This window comes from Streptomyces sp. NPDC102441, from assembly GCF_044765585.1.
Classification (GTDB): domain Bacteria; phylum Actinomycetota; class Actinomycetes; order Streptomycetales; family Streptomycetaceae; genus Streptomyces.
In genome coordinates this window covers 346,539-365,319 of the sequence record NZ_JBIWKH010000006.1, presented here as the reverse complement: position 1 = coordinate 365,319, position 18,781 = coordinate 346,539, and the positions used below count along the sequence as shown (strand labels likewise).

Annotated in this window: 22 protein-coding genes; 7 read left to right on the top strand and 15 right to left on the bottom strand. The window is 72.5% G+C overall.

Features of this window, described 5'->3' with window-relative positions; translation table 11 throughout:
• Nucleotides 1-130: 130 nt before the first annotated feature.
• Nucleotides 131-904 carry an alpha/beta fold hydrolase gene (locus ACIREO_RS15810; RefSeq protein WP_404109630.1) on the top strand — a complete coding sequence of 258 codons (774 nt, stop codon included), beginning with the start codon at nt 131-133 and terminating at the stop codon, nt 902-904.
• A gap of 62 nt (nt 905-966) precedes the next feature.
• Here ACIREO_RS15810 and ACIREO_RS15805 read toward each other — a convergent pair whose 3' ends face one another.
• The 10 genes from ACIREO_RS15805 to hisD all read right to left on the bottom strand — a co-directional run bounded on the left by ACIREO_RS15805 (nt 967) and on the right by hisD (nt 9,061).
• On the bottom strand, nt 967-1,896 hold the full coding sequence (locus tag ACIREO_RS15805) for an alpha/beta hydrolase family protein (RefSeq protein WP_404109627.1): 930 nt from the start codon (nt 1,894-1,896) through the stop codon (nt 967-969).
• 324 nt (nt 1,897-2,220) lie between these two features.
• Complete coding sequence (locus ACIREO_RS15800) at nt 2,221-3,153, bottom strand: alpha/beta hydrolase family protein (protein WP_404109624.1); 933 nt, start codon at nt 3,151-3,153, stop codon at nt 2,221-2,223.
• Between the two features lie 190 nt (nt 3,154-3,343).
• On the bottom strand, nt 3,344-4,099 hold the full coding sequence (gene hisF, locus ACIREO_RS15795) for an imidazole glycerol phosphate synthase subunit HisF (RefSeq protein WP_404109621.1): 756 nt from the start codon (nt 4,097-4,099) through the stop codon (nt 3,344-3,346).
• Complete coding sequence (locus tag ACIREO_RS15790) at nt 4,096-4,494, bottom strand: RidA family protein (RefSeq protein WP_404109618.1); 399 nt, start codon at nt 4,492-4,494, stop codon at nt 4,096-4,098. Before ACIREO_RS15790 ends, hisF begins: the two co-directional genes overlap by 4 nt.
• Nucleotides 4,491-5,216, bottom strand: coding sequence for a bifunctional 1-(5-phosphoribosyl)-5-((5-phosphoribosylamino)methylideneamino)imidazole-4-carboxamide isomerase/phosphoribosylanthranilate isomerase PriA (gene priA, locus ACIREO_RS15785; protein WP_404109615.1), 726 nt, complete (start codon nt 5,214-5,216; stop codon nt 4,491-4,493). The genes ACIREO_RS15790 and priA overlap by 4 nt, the downstream gene beginning before the upstream one ends.
• Complete coding sequence (hisH, locus tag ACIREO_RS15780; RefSeq protein ID WP_404109612.1) at nt 5,216-5,857, bottom strand: imidazole glycerol phosphate synthase subunit HisH; 642 nt, start codon at nt 5,855-5,857, stop codon at nt 5,216-5,218. The genes priA and hisH overlap by 1 nt, the downstream gene beginning before the upstream one ends.
• Before the next feature lie 12 nt (nt 5,858-5,869).
• Entirely contained in the window at nt 5,870-6,037 is a 168-nt protein-coding gene (locus tag ACIREO_RS15775; protein ID WP_014156783.1) for a hypothetical protein, read from the bottom strand.
• A complete protein-coding gene (gene hisB, locus ACIREO_RS15770; protein ID WP_031098999.1) occupies nt 6,034-6,627 on the bottom strand; it encodes an imidazoleglycerol-phosphate dehydratase HisB in 594 nt (197 codons plus the stop codon). The genes ACIREO_RS15775 and hisB overlap by 4 nt, the downstream gene beginning before the upstream one ends.
• Nucleotides 6,624-7,742: a histidinol-phosphate transaminase gene (locus ACIREO_RS15765; RefSeq protein ID WP_404109609.1), complete on the bottom strand. Its 1,119-nt coding sequence runs from the start codon at nt 7,740-7,742 to the stop codon at nt 6,624-6,626. The genes hisB and ACIREO_RS15765 overlap by 4 nt, the downstream gene beginning before the upstream one ends.
• Nucleotides 7,739-9,061, bottom strand: coding sequence for a histidinol dehydrogenase (hisD, locus tag ACIREO_RS15760; RefSeq protein WP_404109606.1), 1,323 nt, complete (start codon nt 9,059-9,061; stop codon nt 7,739-7,741). The genes ACIREO_RS15765 and hisD overlap by 4 nt, the downstream gene beginning before the upstream one ends.
• A gap of 160 nt (nt 9,062-9,221) precedes the next feature.
• Between hisD and ACIREO_RS15755 the strand changes: the two genes are divergently transcribed.
• From ACIREO_RS15755 to ACIREO_RS15735, 5 genes are all read left to right on the top strand, one after another.
• A complete protein-coding gene (locus ACIREO_RS15755) occupies nt 9,222-10,823 on the top strand; it encodes an oxidoreductase (protein ID WP_404109603.1) in 1,602 nt (533 codons plus the stop codon).
• 222 nt (nt 10,824-11,045) lie between these two features.
• Complete coding sequence (locus ACIREO_RS15750; protein ID WP_404109601.1) at nt 11,046-12,080, top strand: hypothetical protein; 1,035 nt, start codon at nt 11,046-11,048, stop codon at nt 12,078-12,080.
• 11 nt (nt 12,081-12,091) lie between these two features.
• Nucleotides 12,092-12,868 (top strand): LON peptidase substrate-binding domain-containing protein, encoded by a 777-nt coding sequence (locus ACIREO_RS15745; protein WP_404109599.1) that lies wholly within the window; start codon nt 12,092-12,094, stop codon nt 12,866-12,868.
• A 17-nt stretch (nt 12,869-12,885) separates the two neighbouring features.
• Nucleotides 12,886-13,386 (top strand): Cys-tRNA(Pro) deacylase, encoded by a 501-nt coding sequence (gene ybaK / locus ACIREO_RS15740; protein WP_404109596.1) that lies wholly within the window; start codon nt 12,886-12,888, stop codon nt 13,384-13,386.
• Between the two features lie 118 nt (nt 13,387-13,504).
• Entirely contained in the window at nt 13,505-13,849 is a 345-nt protein-coding gene (locus ACIREO_RS15735; protein ID WP_404109593.1) for a TraR/DksA family transcriptional regulator, read from the top strand.
• Nucleotides 13,850-13,894: 45 nt separating this feature from the next.
• Here ACIREO_RS15735 and ACIREO_RS15730 read toward each other — a convergent pair whose 3' ends face one another.
• The 5 genes from ACIREO_RS15730 to ACIREO_RS15710 all read right to left on the bottom strand — a co-directional run bounded on the left by ACIREO_RS15730 (nt 13,895) and on the right by ACIREO_RS15710 (nt 18,200).
• Nucleotides 13,895-14,068: a hypothetical protein gene (locus ACIREO_RS15730; protein ID WP_404109590.1), complete on the bottom strand. Its 174-nt coding sequence runs from the start codon at nt 14,066-14,068 to the stop codon at nt 13,895-13,897.
• A gap of 118 nt (nt 14,069-14,186) precedes the next feature.
• Entirely contained in the window at nt 14,187-14,912 is a 726-nt protein-coding gene (locus ACIREO_RS15725) for an ABC transporter permease (protein WP_404109587.1), read from the bottom strand.
• A 34-nt stretch (nt 14,913-14,946) separates the two neighbouring features.
• On the bottom strand, nt 14,947-15,795 hold the full coding sequence (locus tag ACIREO_RS15720; RefSeq protein WP_404109584.1) for an ABC transporter permease: 849 nt from the start codon (nt 15,793-15,795) through the stop codon (nt 14,947-14,949).
• Nucleotides 15,796-15,850: 55 nt separating this feature from the next.
• Complete coding sequence (locus tag ACIREO_RS15715) at nt 15,851-16,834, bottom strand: ABC transporter ATP-binding protein (protein ID WP_404109991.1); 984 nt, start codon at nt 16,832-16,834, stop codon at nt 15,851-15,853.
• A 106-nt stretch (nt 16,835-16,940) separates the two neighbouring features.
• Nucleotides 16,941-18,200, bottom strand: coding sequence for an NYN domain-containing protein (locus ACIREO_RS15710; RefSeq protein WP_404109581.1), 1,260 nt, complete (start codon nt 18,198-18,200; stop codon nt 16,941-16,943).
• Nucleotides 18,201-18,467: 267 nt separating this feature from the next.
• Here ACIREO_RS15710 and ACIREO_RS15705 point away from each other — a divergent pair, with 267 nt between their 5' ends.
• On the top strand, nt 18,468-18,647 hold the full coding sequence (locus ACIREO_RS15705) for a hypothetical protein (RefSeq protein WP_404109579.1): 180 nt from the start codon (nt 18,468-18,470) through the stop codon (nt 18,645-18,647).
• The last annotated feature ends 134 nt before the right edge of the window (nt 18,648-18,781 follow it).

Sequence of the window (18,781 nt, the reverse complement as noted above, 5' to 3'; positions counted from 1 at the left end):
CGGAAGGCTCGCGTCCGCTCCCTGTTCCCGGTCGGCCCGGACAGGTGCGGGCTCCCAACGGAACGGCGTCCGCCCTGTGCGGGGGCACAGTCCGGGCCCGTTCCGTGGCCGCCGCCCGTAACGTCGCCGCATGACTGATGAATTGCGTACACACGACGGTTTGACCCTGCGTTACTGGTCCTGGTCGCGGAACCCGGACAGTGCCCTGCCCCCGGTGGTCCTGCTGCACGGCTTCGCCGTGCACGCCCGGCTGAACTGGGAGGCCCCCGGCGTCGTCGAGTCCCTCGTGGCGCAGGGGCGGCGGGTGTACGCCCTGGACGCGCGGGGCCACGGCGAGTCGGACCGTCCGCATGACGACACCCACTACGGCGAGTCGCTGATGGCCCGGGACGTGGGTCTGCTCATCGACCGTATCGGCGCGGACCATGTGCATCTCGTGGGGTACTCCATGGGCGCGGTGGTGGCGGTCCTGACGGCGGCACAGGACACGCGCGTCAGCCGGCTGGTCGCCGGGGGGATCGGTGCGGGCGCGGTCGAGGTGGGCGGCCTGGACACCCGGGTGATGCCTCCGGAGCTGGTGTCGGCGGCGCTGACGGCCGACGACGCGGCGGACGCGCCCGAGCGGACCCGCGCCTTCCGGGTGCTGGCCGACATGGCGGGCGGCGACCGGCTGGCGCTGGCCGCGCAGATACGGGCGGTACACCGGGACGCCCTGCCGCTGGACCGGATCGTGGTCCCGACGCTGGTCCTGGCCGGCGCGGACGACCCCCTCGCGACCCGGCCCCAGGTGCTGGCCTCGGCGATCGCGGGGGCGGAGCTGACGGTGCTGCCGGGAGACCATCTGACGGCGGTGCGCGATCCCGGATTCGCCGGGGCCATCGCCGCGTTCCTCTCGCGCGGCTGAGGCCGGGCAACGCGAGAGGGCCGGACCGCGGTACGCGCGGTCCGGCCCAGGTCGCCCCCGGATCAGTGCGGGCAGTTGCCCTTGTAGTCGGCGATCGTCAGGCTCGTCGACGGGATCGGGCAGAGGAACTGCTCGTAGCGGGTGTCGTTGTCGATGAAGCGCTTCAGCCACGAGATGCTGTACTTCGCGATCGTCGTGTTGGACGTGTTCGGGGTGAAGTGCGTGGCACCCCGGAGCTCCAGATACGCCTTGTCCAGCGAGCTCGGCAGCGAGTTGTAGAACGGCTTCGAGTGCGTGGTGACGGAAGCGACGGTGTCGCCGTCCGCCCCGACGACCAGGGTCGGGGTCTGCACCTCGGGCCAGGTCTTGTCCGTGTTCCAGCCGGTCAGCGGGATCGCCGCCTTCAGCGAGGGGCGGTCCTTCGCGGCCTCCAGCGTGCCGCCGCCGCCCATGGAGTGCCCCATCACACCGAGCCGGGAGGAGTCGACCCGGCTGCGCACCGAGCTGTCCCCGGTGAGGTAGTCCAGCGCGGCGAGCAACTGGTCGCCCCGGCTGGCCGGCTGGTCCAGCGTGGTGTTGGTGTCGATGGTGAACACCACGAAGCCCTGCGAGGCCAGACGCGGACCCAGCCAGGCGATGCTCGACTCGTAGGCGGTGAAGCCGGGCGAGATGACGACCGCGCCGAACGTACCGTCCGAGGTGGACGTCGGATAGTAGATCGTGCCGCCGCCGAAGCCTCTGACACTCAGCGAGGACACGGAGGTCTGGGACGTCGCGTACGAACCGCGGCTCGCCTCGATGCTCGAGTTGCTCGGGGCAGGACCGCGCTCGTACGGGTTGTCGGCGGCCTGGGCTCCGCCGGGGACGAGCGCGGTGAGCAGACCGGCGGTCGCCGCCGCTGCCACCAGGGCGCCCTTGACGGTGCGGGAGCGGCTCTTCGACATCCGGTGGGGGCGCGGGGAGATGTCGCCGGAGGGGAGGTGCTGCTGCACGGAGATTCCTCTCGGTTGCGGCGGGACCGGACCGTGGCAGCCGGCGGCCCCGTCGTCCGGGGACCCTCGGGCGTGCACCGCGTCGGTAGCGCCGTCCTTCATTGGCCTGCCGCCACTGTCGCGGGGGGTCCCCCGCGCGGACATCGGCGAGATCGCCGGTCTTCGCTCCGCACGGCCGGCGGGCGGGCGGGCTTTACCGGCCGGCCGGCCGTCCCGGACAACGCGAAGGGCCGGACAACGACCAGGGGCCGGACAACGACCAGGGGCCGGACAACGACCAGGGGCCGGACCGCGTGCACGCGGTCCGGCCCCTGGTCCTGTCGGTCAGGAGGTGTGCGGGCAGTTGCCCTTGTACTCGGCGATCGTCAGGCTCGTCGACGGCAGCGGGCAGAGGAACTGCTCGTAGCGGGTGTCGTTGTCGATGAAGCGCTTCAGCCACGAGATGCTGTACTTCGCGATCGTCGTGTTCGACGTGTTCGGGGTGAAGTGCGTGGCACCCCGGAGCTCCAGATACGCCTTGTCCAGCGAGCTCGGCAGCGAGTTGTAGAACGGTTCCGAGTGTGAGGCGACGGGTGCGATCGTGTCGCCGTCCGCGCCGACGACCAAGGTCGGGGTCTTCAGCTCGGGCCAGGTCTTGTCCGTGTTCCAGCCGGTCAGCGGGATCGCCGCCTGCAGCGACGGACGGTCCTTCGCGGCCTCCAGCGTGCCGCCGCCGCCCATGGAGTGCCCCATCACACCGAGCCGGGAGGAGTCGACCCGGGTACGGGCCGAGCTGTCCCCGGTGAGGTAGTCCAGCGCGGCGAGCAACTGGTCGCCCCGGCTGGCCGGCTGGTCCGCCGTGGTGTTGGTGTCGATGGTGAACACCACGAAGCCCTGGGAGGCCAGACGCGGGCCCAGCCAGGCGATGCTCGACTGGTAGGCGGTGAAGCCGGGTGAGATGACGACCGCGCCGAACGTACCGTCGGACGTGGACGTCGGGTAGTAGATCGTGCCGCCGCCGAAGCCGCTGACACTCAGCGAGGAGACGGTCGTCTGGGACGTCGCGTACGAGCCACGGCTCGCCTCGATGCTCGAGTTGCTCGGGGCGGGACCGCGCTCGTACGGGTTGTCGGCGGCCTGCGCGCCCGGCATCAGCGCCGTGACCAGACCGGCCGTGGCGGCCGCCGCGGCGACCGCGAACTTGACGGTGCGGGAGCGGCTCTTCGACATCCGGTGGCGGTGGGGGGAGATGTCGCCGGAGGGGAGGTGCTGCTGCACGAGGGGGGATCCTCTCGGTTGTGGCGAACCACACCGCGGCATCCGGCGGCCCCGTCGTCCGGGGGCCATCGGGGGAGCACCGCGTGGGTGGTGCCGTCATTCGTTGACGGCGCCACTCTGGCGGCGCTCCCTCCGGGCCCACATCGGCGAGATCGCCGGTCTTCGCGACCGGCGATCTCCCCGACCGGGCTCAGCGAACGGGGTGTCCGGCCTCGCGCAGAGCGCCCTTGACCTCGGAGATCCGCAGGTCACCGAAGTGGAAGACGGACGCGGCGAGGACCGCGTCGGCACCCGCGCCGACGGCCGGGGCGAAATCCCCCAGCCGGCCCGCGCCGCCCGAGGCGATGACGGGGACGGTGACCTGGGCACGTACCGCCTTGATCATCTCGGTGTCGTAGCCGTCCTTCGTGCCGTCGGCGTCCATCGAGTTGAGCAGGATCTCCCCCGCCCCGAGCTCGGCCGCCCGGTGCGCCCACTCGACGGCGTCGATGCCGGTGCCCCTGCGGCCGCCGTGGGTCGTCACCTCGAAGGTGCCCTCGGGGGTGCGCCTGGCGTCGACGGAGAGCACCAGCACCTGGCGCCCGAACCGTTCGGCGATCTCGCGGATGAGGTCGGGGCGGGCGATGGCGGCGGTGTTGACCCCGACCTTGTCGGCCCCGGCGCGCAGCAGCTTGTCGACGTCGTCGGGGGTGCGGACCCCGCCGCCGACGGTGAGCGGGATGAAGACCTGCTCGGCGGTGCGGCGCACCACGTCGTACGTCGTCTCGCGGTCACCGCTGGAGGCGGTGATGTCCAGGAAGGTCAGCTCGTCGGCGCCTTCGGCGTCGTACAGCTTGGCCATCTCGACGGGGTCGCCCGCGTCGCGCAGGTTCTGGAAGTTGACGCCCTTGACGACACGGCCCTTGTCGACGTCCAGGCACGGGATGACCCGTACGGCGAGGGTCATCGCTCACCTGCCCGGTAGGCCTCGACCTCGACCTCGACGACGAGGGAGGGGTCGACGAAGCCGGACACGATGATCATGGAGGCGGCGGGACGGACGTCGTCGAAGAGCTCCTTGTGGGCGCGGCCCACCTCGTCGACGTCGCGGGCGTGCGTGATGTACATCCGGGTGCGGACGACGTCCTCACGGCCGAGCCCGACCTGCTTCAGGGCGTCGAAGGCGAGCTGGAAGGAGCCGACGGCCTGCTCGTACGGACCGCCTGCGGAGATCTCGCCGCTGACCACGGACGTGCAGCCCGCGACGAGGACGAGCCCGTTCGGCAGCTGGACCGCGCGGGAGTAGCCGAACTTCTCCTCCCAGGGCCCGCCCGAGGAGACGCGGCGTACGGAGTCCGTCATCCGGCGACCGCCTTGAGGGCCTCTTCCAGGGTGAACGCCTCGGCGTACAGCGCCTTGCCGACGATCGCTCCCTCGACGCCTTCCGGGACGAGCAGGGAGATCGCGCGGAGGTCGGCCAGCGAGGAGACGCCGCCGGACGCGACGACGGGCTTGTCGGTGGCGGCGCAGACGTCCCGCAGGAGGGCGAGGTTGGGGCCCTGCAGCGTGCCGTCCTTCGCGATGTCGGTCACGACGTAGCGCGCGCAGCCCTCGGAGTCGAGGCGGGCGAGCGTCTCGTAGAGGTCGCCGCCGTCGCGGGTCCAGCCGCGTCCGCGCAGCGTCGTGCCCCGGACGTCGAGGCCGACGGCGATCTTGTCGCCGTGCCGGGCGATGACCTTGGCGACCCACTCGGGGCTCTCCAGGGCGGCGGTGCCGAGGTTGACCCGGCGGCAGCCGGTGGCGAGGGCGGCTTCGAGGGAGGCGTCGTCACGGATACCGCCGGAGAGCTCGACCTTGATGTCCATGGCGCCGGCCACCTCGGCGATCAGCGCGCGGTTGTCGCCGGTGCCGAAGGCGGCGTCCAGGTCGACGAGGTGCAGCCACTCGGCGCCGGAGCTCTGCCAGGCGAGGGCCGCCTCGAGCGGGGAGCCGTAGGAGGTCTCGGAGCCGGACTCGCCGTGCACGAGGCGGACGGCCTGTCCGTCGCGGACATCTACGGCGGGGAGCAGTTCAAGCTTCGGCATTACAGCGTCTCGATCCAGTTGGTCAGCAGCTGGGCGCCGGCATCGCCGGACTTCTCGGGGTGGAACTGGGTGGCCCACAGCGCGCCGTTCTCGACGGCGGCCACGAACCGCTCTCCGTGGGTGGCCCAAGTGACCTTGGGGGCACGGATCTTGGCGTTGGTCACTTCGAGGGACCAGTCGTGCGCCGCGTAGGAGTGCACGAAGTAGTAACGGGCCTCGGCGTCCAGACCTGCGAAGAGCCGGGACCCCTCGGGGGATTCGACGGTGTTCCACCCCATGTGCGGCACGACGTCGGCCTTCAGCGGTCCCACGGTGCCGGGCCACTCGTCGAGGCCCTCCGTCTCGACGCCGTGCTCGATGCCACGCTCGAACAGGATCTGCATCCCGACGCAGATGCCCATGACGGGACGGCCGCCGGACAGCCTGCGGCCGACGATCCATTCGCCGCGCGCCTGCTTCAGGCCCGCCATGCAGGCGGAGAAGGCGCCGACACCGGGGACGAGCAGCCCGTCGGCGTTCATCGCGGTGTCGAAGTCGCGGGTGATCTCCACGTCCCCGCCGACGTGGGCGAGGGCCCGCTCGGCGGATCGGACGTTGCCGAAGCCGTAGTCGAAGACGACGATCTTCTTCTTGTCGCTCACAGTCCTCTTACCTCAGTCCCAGAGTCCCTGGATCCGCATGACGCCAGCCACCAGGCACATCACGGAGCCGATCCCGAGGAGCACGACGACGCCCTTGGGCATGCCCTGCTTCCAGAAGGAGTACACGCCGCCGGCCAGGAAGAGACCGACGAGGATCAGAACGGTGTTGAGGCCGGTCACAGTGCGCCCTTCGTGGACGGAAGGATTCCGGCTGCGCGCGGGTCGTGCTCGCTGGCGTAGCGCAGGGCGCGGGCCAGCGCCTTGAACTGGCACTCCACGATGTGGTGGGCGTTGCGGCCGTACGGGACGTGGACGTGCAGGGCGATCTGCGCCTGGGCGACGAAGGACTCCAGGATGTGCCGGGTCATCGTCGTGTCGTACTCGCCGATCATCGGCGCCATCTTCTCCGGCTCGGTGTGCACCAGGTAGGGGCGGCCGGAGAGGTCGACGGTGACCTGGGCGAGCGACTCGTCCAGCGGGACGGTGCAGTTGCCGAAGCGGTAGATGCCGACCTTGTCTCCGAGCGCCTGCTTGAAGGCGGCGCCGAGCGCGAGGGCGGTGTCCTCGATGGTGTGGTGCGAGTCGATGTGCAGGTCGCCCTCGGTCTTGACCGTGAGGTCGAAGAGCCCGTGCCGGCCGAGCTGGTCGAGCATGTGGTCGTAGAAGCCGACCCCGGTCGCGACATCGACCTTGCCTGTGCCGTCGAGGTTGATCTCGACGAGCACGGAGGTCTCCTTGGTGGTCCGTTCCACCCTGCCTACGCGGCTCATGCGTCGTGCTCCTTCTTCAGTTCGCGCACCGCATCGAGGAACGCGTCGTTCTCTGCCGGGGTTCCCGCGGATACCCGCAGCCACCCCGGTACGCCGTTGTCCCGGACCAGGACGCCCCGGTCGAGGATCTGCTGCCAGGCGGTGTGGCTGTCGGCGAAGCGGCCGAACTGGACGAAGTTGGCGTCCGAGTCGGTGACGGCGAAGCCGAGCTCCCGCAGGCCGTCGACCAGCCGGTCGCGCTCGCGCTTGAGCTGCGCGACGTACCCGAGCAGCGTATCGGTGTGCTCCAGGGCGGCGAGCGCGGTGGCCTGCGTGATCGACGACAGGTGGTACGGCAGGCGCACCAGCTGGACCGCGTCGACGACGGCGGGGGCCGCCGCGAGGTAGCCGAGGCGCAGGCCCGCCGCGCCGAACGCCTTGGACATGGTGCGCGAGAGCACCAGGTGCGGGCGGCCCTCGATCAGCGGGAGCAGCGAGGGGTGGTGGCTGAACTCGCCGTACGCCTCGTCGACGACGACCATCGAGGGCCGGGCGGCCTGGGCCGCGTCGTACAGGGCGACGACGGTGTCCGAGTCCACGGCGGTGCCGGTGGGGTTGTTGGGCGAGGTGATGAAGACGACCTCGGGCCGGTGCTCGGCGACGGTCTTCTTCGCGGCCTCCACGTCGATGGTGAAGTCCTCGTTGCGCGGTCCGGAGATCCAGCCGGTGCCGGTGCCGCGGGCGATGAGGGCGTGCATGGAGTACGAGGGCTCGAAGCCGATCGCGGTGCGCCCGGGACCGCCGAAGGTCTGCAGCAGCTGCTGGAGGACCTCGTTGGACCCGTTGGCCGCCCAGACGTTGGCCGCGGCGACCTCGTGTCCCGCGGTGCGGGTGAGGTAGCGGGCGAGCTCGGTGCGGAGCTCCACGGCGTCGCGGTCGGGGTAGCGGTTGAGGTCTCGGGCGGCCTCGCGGACCCGCTCGGCGATGCGGTCGACGAGGGCGTCGGGCAGGGAGTACGGATTCTCGTTGGTGTTCAGCCGGACCGGCACGTCGAGCTGGGGCGCCCCGTACGGTGACTGGCCGCGCAGTTCGTCGCGGATCGGGAGCGCGTCCCAGGCGTTGCTGCTGTTCGTCACGCTTGCGGAACCTTCCAGCCGAACCTGGCCTTGAGCGCGGCGCCGTGGGCGGGGAGGTCCTCCGCCTCGGCGAGGGTCACCACGTGGTGGGTGACCTCGGCGAGGGCGTCGCGGGTGTAGTCGACGATGTGGATGCCGCGCAGGAAGGACTGCACGGACAGGCCCGAGGAGTGGCAGGCGCAGCCACCGGTGGGCAGGACGTGGTTGGAGCCGGCGCAGTAGTCGCCGAGGGAGACGGGCGACCAGGGTCCGACGAAGACCGCTCCGGCGTTGCGGACCCGGCCGGCGACGGCCGCGGCGTTCTCCGTCTGGATCTCCAGGTGCTCGGCGGCGTACGCGTCGACGACCTTGAGGCCGTCCTCGATCGAGGAGACCAGGACGATCGCGGACTGGCGGCCGGCCAGCGCGGGCTCGATCCGGTCCGTGACGTGCTTGGTCGCGGCGACCTGCGGCTTCAGCTCGGCCTCGGTGGCGGCGGCCAGTGCCTCGGAGTCGGTGACGAGGACGGCGGCGGCCATCGGGTCGTGCTCGGCCTGGCTGATCAGGTCGGCGGCGACATGGACCGGGTCGGCGCTCGCGTCGGCGAGGATCGCGATCTCGGTGGGTCCGGCCTCGGCGTCGATGCCGATGCGGCCCTTGAGGAGGCGCTTGGCGGCGGCGACGTAGATGTTGCCGGGGCCGGTGACGAGGTTGACGGGCGGGCAGTCCTCGGTGCCGTACGCGAACATCGCGACGGCCTGGGCGCCGCCCGCGGCGTAGACCTCGTCGACGCCGAGGAGGGCGCAGGCGGCGAGGATCGTGGGGTGCGGCAGTCCGCCGAACTCCTTCTGGGGCGGGGACGCGACGGCGATGCCCTCGACGCCGGCCTCCTGGGCCGGGACGACGTTCATGACGACGGACGAGGGGTAGACCGAGCGTCCGCCGGGGACGTAGAGCCCGACGCGCTCGACGGGCACCCACTTCTCGGTGACCGTGCCGCCGGGGACGACCTGGGTGGTGTGCGTGGTGCGGCGCTGCTCACGGTGGACGAGGCGGGCGCGGCGGACGGACTCCTCGAGCGCTGCCCGCACGGCGGGGTCGAGACGCTCCAGCGCCCCGGTGATCGCGTCGGCGGGCACCCGGACCGAGTCCAGGCGCACACCGTCGAATTTCTCTCCCCACTCGATCACTGCCGCCGATCCACGATGGCGTACGTCCTCGCAGATGGGCCGCACCGTCTCCAGGGCGGCTTCCACGTCGAACTCGGCACGGGGCAGCAGGTCGCGCAGGGCGCCGCCCTCGGGGAGGGCGGTACCGCGCAGATCGATTCGAGAGATCACACCGCAATTCTCTCAGACCGCTTCAGGCGTCCGGTCGCCCGTATCACTGGCTGATACATGTCCCGGCTGTCACTGCTGACCATTAGCGTTCACTTGGTCACACAGAGGGAAGAACGACTGTACGAAGCGCGGGTCGGACCGCGCAGGCGGAGGTGAGGCAGTGACCGAACCGCACGACGGCGAGATCCCCGACGGGCTCAGCGCCGCGGAGCTGGGTATGTGGCAGTCCTTCCGTAATGGCACGACCTACGATCTACGTGTCCACGATCCGGTGCGCGACGACCCCTTCGCCCCGCACACCTGGGGCCCCGAGCGCAGTGTCGGCGCGCGTACGGTGGCGCGCCTGCTCCTCGACGGCCCGCCCGCACGGCCGGGGCGGGTGGCCGCGCTGAAGCTCCGGGGCGTGCGGATCACCGGGAAGCTGGACCTGGCGGGCGGCCGGGTGTCTCCGTACGTCGAGCTCACGGCCTGCCGCTTCGAGCAGGAGGTCGTCCTGCCCGAGTGCCACTTCACCACGCTGCGGATGGTGAGCTGCGCGGTGCCGAGGCTGGACGCGGCCCGGCTGCACACGGAGGGCGATCTGCATCTGCCGCGCTGCCGGATCGAGCGCGGTATCCGGCTGACCGATGCCCAGATCGGCACGGACCTGCTGATCAACCAGATCGCCATCGGCCCCGACCGGCGTGGCCGCGCCTTCGTGGGCGACGGGATGTGTGTGGCGCAGGACCTGCAGGCCGAGATGATCGAGACGCGCGGTGAGCTGAGCCTGCGCGGGGCGAAGGTCGGCGGTTCGCTGAGCCTGCGCGGCAGCAGGCTGCGCGCCACGGACGGGCGGCGGGCGCTGAACGCCCCGCAGCTGAGCGTGGAGCGCACGCTGTACATGACCGAGGCCTGGGTGAGCATCGACACGGGGAACCAGGGCACCACTCCCCCGTTCGGTATCGCGCGTGGCGGGGGTCCGGCGCGCGCGGCGCGTGCGCAGGTCTTCGAGTGCCGGGGCGCCGTGCGGCTCGACGACGGCCGGTTCGGGGACGCGGTGGACCTGCACAAGGCCCGGTTCGTGCTCGGCGACCGCGAGGAGTTGTCGATGCGCCGGATCGTGACGCCCGAGCTGCGCTTCAACGCGGAGCGCCCGCAGGAGGGCAGGGTCGTGCTGAACGGCGCGAAGGTGGTCACGCTGATCGACGTGTCGACCAGCTGGCCCGGCCCGGGCGGCCTGGCGATGGGCGGCTTCGTCTACGAGAACCTCGTGCCGTACGGCCATTTCCCGCTCTCCCGGCGCCTGGAGTGGGTGCTGGCCGCGACCCCGGAGTACGTGCCGGAGCCGTACGAGCGTCTCGCGGCGGTGCTCCGCAGCTGCGGGGAGGACGCGGACGCCCGGGAGGTGCTGCTGGCCAAGCAGCGGCGCCGGCGCGAGACACTGCCGCCCGCCGGGAGGATGTGGGGCTATCTGCAGGACTGGACGGTGGCGTACGGCTACCGGCCGGGGCGCGCGCTGGTCTGGATGGCGGTGCTGTGGGCGGCGGGGGCGGTGGCCTTCTCGCAGTACCGCCCGGAGTCGATCAAGGGCAGCGAGCATCCGGAGTGGAATCCCGCGCTGTACGCGCTGGATCTGCTGGTGCCGGTGATCGATCTCGGGCAGGACGGTTACTGGCTGCTGGAGGGCGGCTGGCAGTGGACAGCGGCCGCCCTCGTGCTGCTGGGGTGGATACTGGCCACGACGGTGGCGGCGGGCGCGTCCCGGCTGCTGCGGCGAGGCTGACCGGGGAGCGGCGCCCCGCCCGGCCGGACCCCTGTCGGCACAGCGGTCGAAAGGCTGATCGAGGTCCGGCCGGACGGGCGGTTATCGGCAACCGTACGGTCGGAATCAAGCCGGCCAAACCCGCTTCCTTTGCCCTTTCTTGACCTCGTTCAGGGCAACCCTCCCACTCGCTACAGAAGCTTCACAGTGCCCCTCTGGCGCAGCCCCCACCAGGGCTTTTCAATGGTCTGCACCATGGCTTTCCTCCGCGCACTGCTGAGCTCCGCGCGCACGTTCCGGTACGGCCCCGGGCTGACGGCCGAGCTGCCGGCGGACGACGCGGTGATGCTCGACGCCCCCGACGAACGGCTCTCCCCCGCGCTGGTGGCGGCGGCCCTGGGTGACTTCGAGCCCGCGGCGAAGCTCCTCGCCACCACCCGGGACGCCGCCGACTGGGAGATCCGCGACCGCACCCTGGCGCGGCTGGTCGCCTTCGCGCGCAGCCGCGACGGGTGGCTCACCTGCTGGCTGGCCGCGGCCCCGCGCGACCCGGACGCCCTGCTCGTCAAGGCGGCGCTGGCGGTGCGCCGCGCCTGGGAGTCCCCCGCCCACGCCGAGCTGCTGCGCGAGATGGGCCCGCTGATCACCGCGGCGGCGGAGGCCGATCCCCATGACCCGGTGCCGTGGCGGCTCGCGCTCGACCACGCGCGGGGCACGCATGCCCCGCACACGGTCTTCGAGTCGCTGTGGGAGCAGGCCGTGCGCCGCTCCCCGCACCACTACGGCAGCCATGTCGCCGCTCTGCGCTACCTCTCGGCCGAGTGGTACGGCTCCCACCGCGAATGCTTCGACTTCGCCGAGCGGGCCGCCGAGGACGCCGCCGGGGACTCCCTGGTGCAGGCGCTCCCCGTACGGGCGGCCTTCGCCCTGTTGCGGGACGGGAGGGCGGCCGCCCGGGCGACCTCCGTGCAGACGGACCGGATCGATGCCGCTGCCGACCTCGCCATCAGGCTCTCTGCCGGGTTCCCCGCCGGTGATCCCTGGCCGGCGGAGGCCCGTAACCTCCTGGCCTACGTCCTGGTCGCGCGGGGCCGCGCGGTGGAGGCACTGGAGCAGTTCCGGCTGATCGGGCCGTACGCGACATCGTTCCCGTGGGCGTCCGTGACAGGGGAGGCGCTCGGCGGATTCCTCGACGCGCGGGCGGATGTCCGGCTCCGGGTGGCCTCTTCCACGCCCCTGTGCGGGCGGCCGGAACACAACGGGCGCCGCGGCCATTAGGCTTGGCCGTTGTGACCACCGCTCGCCTGCCCCTCTTCCCGCTGAACGCGGTGCTGTTCCCCGGCCTCGTGCTGCCGCTCAACGTCTTCGAGGAGCGTTATCGCGCCATGATGCGCGTCCTCGTCGAGATCGACGAGGACGAACCGCGCCACTTCGTGGTGGTCGCGATCCGCGACGGCCGCGAGACCGCCCCGACGACCACCGGAATGCCGGACACGGCCGCTGTCGCGCCCCCCACGGAGCGCGCCCCGGCCGACGGCTTCGGCCCCGATCCCATCCAGACCTTCCACCGGGTCGGCTGCGTCGCGGACGCGGCGAAGATCCGTGAGCGCGCCGACGGCAGCTACGAGGTCCTGGCGACCGGCACCACGCGGGTCCGGCTGCTCTCCGTCGACGCGAGCGGCCCCTTCCTGACGGCCGAGGTCGAGGAGCTGCCCGAGGACCCGGGGGCCGCGGAGGGCGAGGACTCGCCCACGGACGAGGCGGGGGCACTCGCGGAGGGCGTCCTGCGCGCCTTCCGCAGCTACCAGAAGCGGCTGGCCGGAGCGAGCGAGCGCTCCCTGACGACCGGCGCGGACCTGCCCGACGACCCGTCCGTCGTCTCGTATCTCGTGGCCGCCGCCGCCGTGCTCGACATCCCGACGAAGCAGCGGCTGCTCCAGGCCCCGGACACCGCGACCCGGCTGCGCGAGGAGCTGGCGCTCCTGCGCAGGGAGACGGCCGTCATCCGGCACCTGCCGTCGCTGCCGGCTTCCGAGCTGACCCGCGACCCGACGTACCCCAACTGACCCCGAGGACCTGCCCGGTGGCGAAGAAGTCCAGGAAGCAGCAGCCCGGCTCCACCCCTGCCACGGTCACGCTGACCGCGTCCGGCACCGCGTTCACGGTCCACTCGTACGACCACGACCCCTCGTCCCCGTCCTACGGCGAGGAGGCGGCCGAAGCGCTCGGGGTCTCCGCCGACCGGGTGTTCAAGACCCTGGTCGCCGACGTCGACGGCGAGCTGGTCGTCGCCGTCGTCCCCGTCGCGGGATCCCTGGACCTGAAGGCGCTGGCGTCGGCGGTGGGCGGCAAGCGGGCTGCCATGGCGGACCCGTCGGCGGCGGAACGCACCACGGGCTATGTGAGGGGCGGCATCTCCCCCCTGGGCCAGCGCAGACGCCTGCGTACGGTGCTGGACGCGTCGGCCGGGTCGCACCCCACGGTCTGCGTCTCGGCGGGCCGCCGCGGCCTGGAGGTGGAACTCTCCCCCACGGACCTGGCGGCCCTGACGGACGCCACCCTGGCGCCGATCGGCCGGACGTAGACGCGCGCCCCCTCCGACGTCTGCCGGAGGGGGCGCGCGGAATGCGGACCCGGACGCGATCGTTGCCGCACAGGTGAACGAATTTCCTTCTCCGGAGCGTGCCGGACCGGACGAACGCGTGTCCGCCAGCGAGCGGCTGCTCGCGGAACGCCGTGACACGGAGTCCCTGCTCGCGGCCCTTCAGCGTGATTTCGACGGGATCGTCGAGGCGAACGCGCTGGTGGCGGTCGACGACGAGCACGACCCGGAGGGATCCAGCACCGCCTTCGAGCGGGCCCATGTCGCCTCACTGCTGGACCGGGCGCGGGACCACCTGGAAGAGGTGGCCCGGGCCCTGGAACGGCTGGAGCGGGGCGAATACGGTCGCTGCGAGGCGTGCCGTGAGCCGATCCCACCGGACCGGCTGGAGGTACGTCCGGCAGCGACGACCTGTGTGCGGTGCGCTGCCGCCGCACCCCGCTGACGTACACCGGACCGGAGACACGGACCGCCTCCGCGGGCACCCGGTTCAGCGCTTGAAGACGCCCTTCGACTTCTCCTTGGTGTCCCGGCCCTTGCCCCGGGCCTCCAGGGCCGCGCCCTTGGCCGCGGTGGTCTCGTCACCGACCGCGTGGGCAACCTTGCGTACGGCCTTCCCGACGATCTGCTCGGTCTTGGCCTTGCTCTTCTCTCCGGCGCTCATGTCGGTCCTTTCGTAGGAGCTCACCCAGTCGCCTGCCCCTGACCGCGAGGCGGAAACGACCCGGACGCGAGCGGAAGGACAGCGCCGGGAAAAACCCGTACGAGGCCTCCGGGAACCGCTACGGACGCCCTGGGTCCGGCTTGTCCGCCGGCAGGCCGTCCTCGGCTCCCGGCCACTCGGCACCACCGGCAGCGGGCTCGGCCCGTTCCTCGGCCTGGGGCGCACCGTAGGTGAGCTCCCACTCCGGCTCAGGATCCCGCGGCCCGAACAGCCCGGTCAGCCCCAGGTGCACGAGCATCGCCGCGATGGGCCAGGCGAGCATCGCCGCCCCCACCGCGTGAAGCTCCAGCGGCGCGTCGAAGGTGACACCCTTGCCGGCCTCCTTGGCGTGGGCCACCACATCGGAGGTCGGCCCGAACCAGGTGCCGATCCCCCACGCCAGCAGGGAGCCGAGCAGCCCGCCCAGGGCGAGACCCACCACCAGCGGAACGCCCCCGCGCCGGCGCAGGAGGAACACGACGGCGGCCGAGACCAGGCCGAAGGCGAGGGCCAGCAGGACGAAGGTGCCGTCGGCCCCGATGGCCTCCTCGCCCTCGCTGTTCTTGAGGAACACGGCGGTGTCGTCGGAGACCAGCGGCACCCGCGGAGCCAGCCACAGCCAGAGCAGCCCGAGTCCGGCACCCGCAACCGTCAGCACCGCGGTGATCACCGCGCCCTGCCGTAGCTCCGCACGCAGTTCGTGCGGGCCCGGCCGCTCGCCGGGCACGGCATGCGACCCGGAGGGCGGGGCCTGCCACGGGTCGTCGGGCTGGGGCTGGTGCGGCGGCGTCAACGGTGCGGTCACGGTGCCATCGTGCCAGGCCGACACGTGCGCCGCCTCACCGGACCGCCGCACGCCGGTACGCCCACGTGGCCACGGCCAGCGAGAGCACACCGACCGCCGCGCACACCGCGAGGTCGAGGGCGACGACCGCCCAGTCGGGGTGTGCGTCGAAGGACCGGGCCAGCGCCTCGACGCCGTAGGTCGAGGGAAGCAGGTCGCGCGCCCACCCGACCGGCCCGGGCAGCCGCTCGGCCGGCAGCACCCCCAGCAGCAGCGCCGCTGACATGCCCAGCTGCCCGAGCAGCGTCGCGACCTCCTGCCGTGGCGCCAGCAGCCCGAGCGCGGCGCCCAGGCCGGAGAGCGCGGCCCCGGAGAGCGGGATGACGGCGACGAGCACCCACAGGTGCGTCATCGGAAGGCCGAACAGCGCGCTGCCCGCCACCGCCGTGACGATCGTGCCGGGCACGGTGAACGAGGCGTACGCGCCCGCCGCCCCCAGCACCACCGCGGCCGGCGGCACCGGCAGCGTCGCGTAGTGGTCGAGCCCGCCGCCGGCCCGGAGCTGGCCGAAGTACTGGGCGAGCAGGTTGAGCGCGACGAAGGCCACGACCAGCACGCTGGAGCCCGCGACGACGGCCCGGGCCTCCGCACCGCCGTCGACGACGCCACGCATCAGCACCATGATCCCGACGGACTGGAAGGTCGCCACGAAGAGCAGCGGGATCCGCGCGACCCTCGCCCGCGAGAGCTGCGCCCGGTACACGGCGGCCAGCGACGGAAACAGCCTGGCCCTCGGCGCGAGGGCCGCGGGCGCGGTATGTGCGGGCCGGCCGTTCCGCGCCGGGGAGGTCCGCACCTTCGGCCCGGTGACCTTCGCGGACTCCGTGGGAACGATGCTCGTCACCTGGCAGTGCTCCCGTTCGACTCCGACACGTATCGCGACACGTTCACCGTCCTGCTCACGCCTTCACCAGACCGTCGGTGGCCCGGGCGGCGTCCCCGCCGAGCGCCAGGTAGACGTCCTCCAGGCTGGGCGTGGCCAGCGTGAAGTCGTCGAGCGAGGAGAAGGCCGCCCCGCCGGTCACCGCGGCCACCGCGGCACGCGCCTCGTCGGGTCCGAGCCGCAGCACCCACTTGCGCCCCGATTCCTGCGCGGACTCGCGGAGCGCGGCCACCTCGGGGACGTCCAGCGGTGCGCGCTCGCGCCAGACCAGCTCGACGCGCACCTCGCCGGCCACCCGTTCCTTCAGCCCGGACGGGGTGTCACAGGCGATGACCTTGCCGCGCTCCATGACGGCCACCCTGTCCAGCACGGTCTCGGCCTCGATGACGTTGTGGGTCACGAGCAGCACCGTCGCCCCGTGCTCGGCCCGCCGCCGGTCGACGGCGGACCAGACGGAGCGCCGGGCGACGGGGTCCATACCGGTCGTCGGCTCGTCCAGCACCAGCAGGGGGCGGGCGCCGACCAGTGTCGCGGCGAAGCAGGCGAGCCGCCGCTGCCCGCCGGACAGCTTCTTCAGCGGGCGTCCGGCGAGGCCGGTGATCCCGAGCTCCTCCAGCACGTCGTCGCGGGCGGCGCGGGCCTCCCGTACGGGCAGTCCCCTGAGCCGGCCGGTGGTCTCGGCGGCGAGCGACACGGTCAGCTCGTCGAGGGCGGTGGACTCCTGGCCCAGGTAACCGATGAGCCGCGAGGCCCGCTCGGGGTGGCGCACGAGGTCGTGGCCCAGCACCTCGACGCTCCCGGAGTCGGGGCGCATCAGTCCGGTGAGCTGGCGTACGAGCGTGGACTTGCCGGCGCCGTTGGGCCCGAGCAGTCCGAAGATCTCGCCGCGCCGGACATCGAGGCGGACCCCGTCGGTGGCGCGCACCTCGGGGGTGGCGGCCCGGCCGCGGCGGCCGCGGACGGCGGGGTAGGTCTTGACCAGATCACGCACCGCGCACACGGTCCCGGTCTGTGCCTGTGCCTGTGCTGTGCCCGTACTCACGAGGGATGAGCCTACGGGGTCGGATGCCCCGTATTGCGTCCGGGGCGGGGCAGTGGCGCCCCGCTCACTCCCCCGCGGTGGCGGGCTCGGCGGCGGCCCGTACGTCGATCTCACGCCAGAACCCCGCCCGGATGGCATAGCGGTCGTGCTCGTCGATCTGGTCGTCCTTGTGCGCGAGCAGCCCGAAGCGGGCCGCGTATCTCAGCACTTCGCCGTCGATGCGGTGCGGGATGCGCGGGTACATCGTCGAGAGCTTCTGCAGGTGGACGGCTTCAGGCAGCCGTTCCATCCAGCGCCGGGCGAAGACCTGGCCGACCTCGAAGGGGTCGCCGCCGACGGTGGTGATGTCCTCCTCCCGGTCCGCCCAGCGCTGTTCGGCGCTGGTGAGCTGGGCCAGGGTCGGCAGGGAAGCGGTCTCGGCCGGCTCGCCGAGGGGCCCGCCTCGCTCGACCCAGCCCCTGTCGGACGACCAGCGCAGCGTCGCGTTCGGGGCAGGCGGCTGCGCGGTGTGCTGCGCGGTCTGTGTTCCGGGTGCGCGCAGGCTCGCCAGGTCCTTGGGCGTGGGGACGCCCTTGTGCGCGGCGGCGGGCGGAGTGTGCGGGGCGGTCTCCGTGTCCGCCGCGCCGGTGCCGTTACGGGCCGCGGCGGCCTGGGCCTCCGACGCCCGCTCGGCGGAGGCGGCGAGGGCCGCCTCGGGCAGCGGGGCGGACAGGATCGCGGCGATCTCGGGGCGCGGGACGGGCGGGGGCGCGCACACGCCGCCCGTCTCCTTGGCCCGTACGGCCTTGGTGATCCAGGCCCGGTCGAGCACCCGCCGCTCGTCGGCCTCGGCGACGAGGTCCTCGGACTGGTTGTAGTCGCCGTCGGCGGCCTGGACGGCCCAGAGGTGGACGGCGACGCCGTGCTCCTTGGCCGACATGAGCCCGGGCAGCAGATCGCCGTCACCGGTCACGAGCACCACGTCGGAGCAGGCGCGGTTCCTCGCCAGCTCGGTCAGTTCGGCGTGCATGGCAGCGTCGACACCCTTCTGTGCCCACCGGCCGTCACTGCGGGTGAGAGCGCCGAGCCGGACGGTCACCCGAGGCATGACCCGCAGTCTGCGGTGCTCGGGCTGCGGCACACGGTCGGGGGCGCCGTCGAACCAGTAGATACGCAGCAGAGGCTGTTCCGTGTCGGCCTCCGCGCGCTCGCGCAGGCCCTGGATCAGGGCCGCGTGGTCAACGGTGATGCGGGAACGGGCGGGCTCCCCGGCCAGCAGACTCGCGGCTGCGCCCAGCAAGTAGCCGGCGTCCACCAGGACGACGCAACGGTCCACGCGTTCCACCCTCTTCCAATTCGGGAGCGGATCAGCGGGCCCTGACATGGGGGGTAGGTCCGCCGTCCCGGGTTCGCTTACTCAGGGTTTCCTTCGAGTCTGCCCGACGGCAGGGGGGTTAAGGTCCGGAACTCGATCATCGGCGTGGCGGATCCGGAAGCGGCGCATGATACCCCGCCTACTACGCTCGGTAATGATCCAACATGCGGCCTTTGCGGTGCCATGTGAGTCTGACAGCGGTTCTGGACCCCCAGATCCCCCACAGGAGGCATCACGATGGCGAAGAACAAGAACCGCAAGCAGGGCAGCGAGCAGGACCGCGCGTCCGCCGCCGAGCGCGGCGCCGAGGAGGCGAAGTCGACGGCGTACGAGTCGCAGACCCAGCCTCAGTCGCAGGCCCAGGGCAGCCCGGCCGATGTCGCGCGCAAGCACCAGAAGCGCTTCGGCCACAACTGACCGGCTCACCGGGCCGGCAGGCCGAGAGGGGCGGCCCCCCCCCGGGGGGGGGGCCCCCCCGGGGGGGGGGGGGGGGGGGGGCCGGGGGGGGGGGGGGGGGCGGGGCGCACCGTGAGGGGGGCGCACAGCGCCGG

What these genes read in the sequence shown, in the direction of transcription:
- ACIREO_RS15810 (WP_404109630.1), top strand. Translation starts at nt 131, where the DNA reads ATGACTGATGAATTGCGTACACACGACGGTTTGACCCTGCGTTACTGG.
- hisF (WP_404109621.1), bottom strand. Translation starts at nt 4,099, where the DNA reads ATGACCCTCGCCGTACGGGTCATCCCGTGCCTGGACGTCGACAAGGGC.
- ACIREO_RS15790 (WP_404109618.1), bottom strand. Translation starts at nt 4,494, where the DNA reads ATGACGGACTCCGTACGCCGCGTCTCCTCGGGCGGGCCCTGGGAGGAG.
- priA (WP_404109615.1), bottom strand. Translation starts at nt 5,216, where the DNA reads ATGCCGAAGCTTGAACTGCTCCCCGCCGTAGATGTCCGCGACGGACAG.
- hisB (WP_031098999.1), bottom strand. Translation starts at nt 6,627, where the DNA reads ATGAGCCGCGTAGGCAGGGTGGAACGGACCACCAAGGAGACCTCCGTG.
- ACIREO_RS15750 (WP_404109601.1), top strand. Translation starts at nt 11,046, where the DNA reads ATGGTCTGCACCATGGCTTTCCTCCGCGCACTGCTGAGCTCCGCGCGC.
- ACIREO_RS15730 (WP_404109590.1), bottom strand. Translation starts at nt 14,068, where the DNA reads ATGAGCGCCGGAGAGAAGAGCAAGGCCAAGACCGAGCAGATCGTCGGG.
- ACIREO_RS15705 (WP_404109579.1), top strand. Translation starts at nt 18,468, where the DNA reads ATGGCGAAGAACAAGAACCGCAAGCAGGGCAGCGAGCAGGACCGCGCG.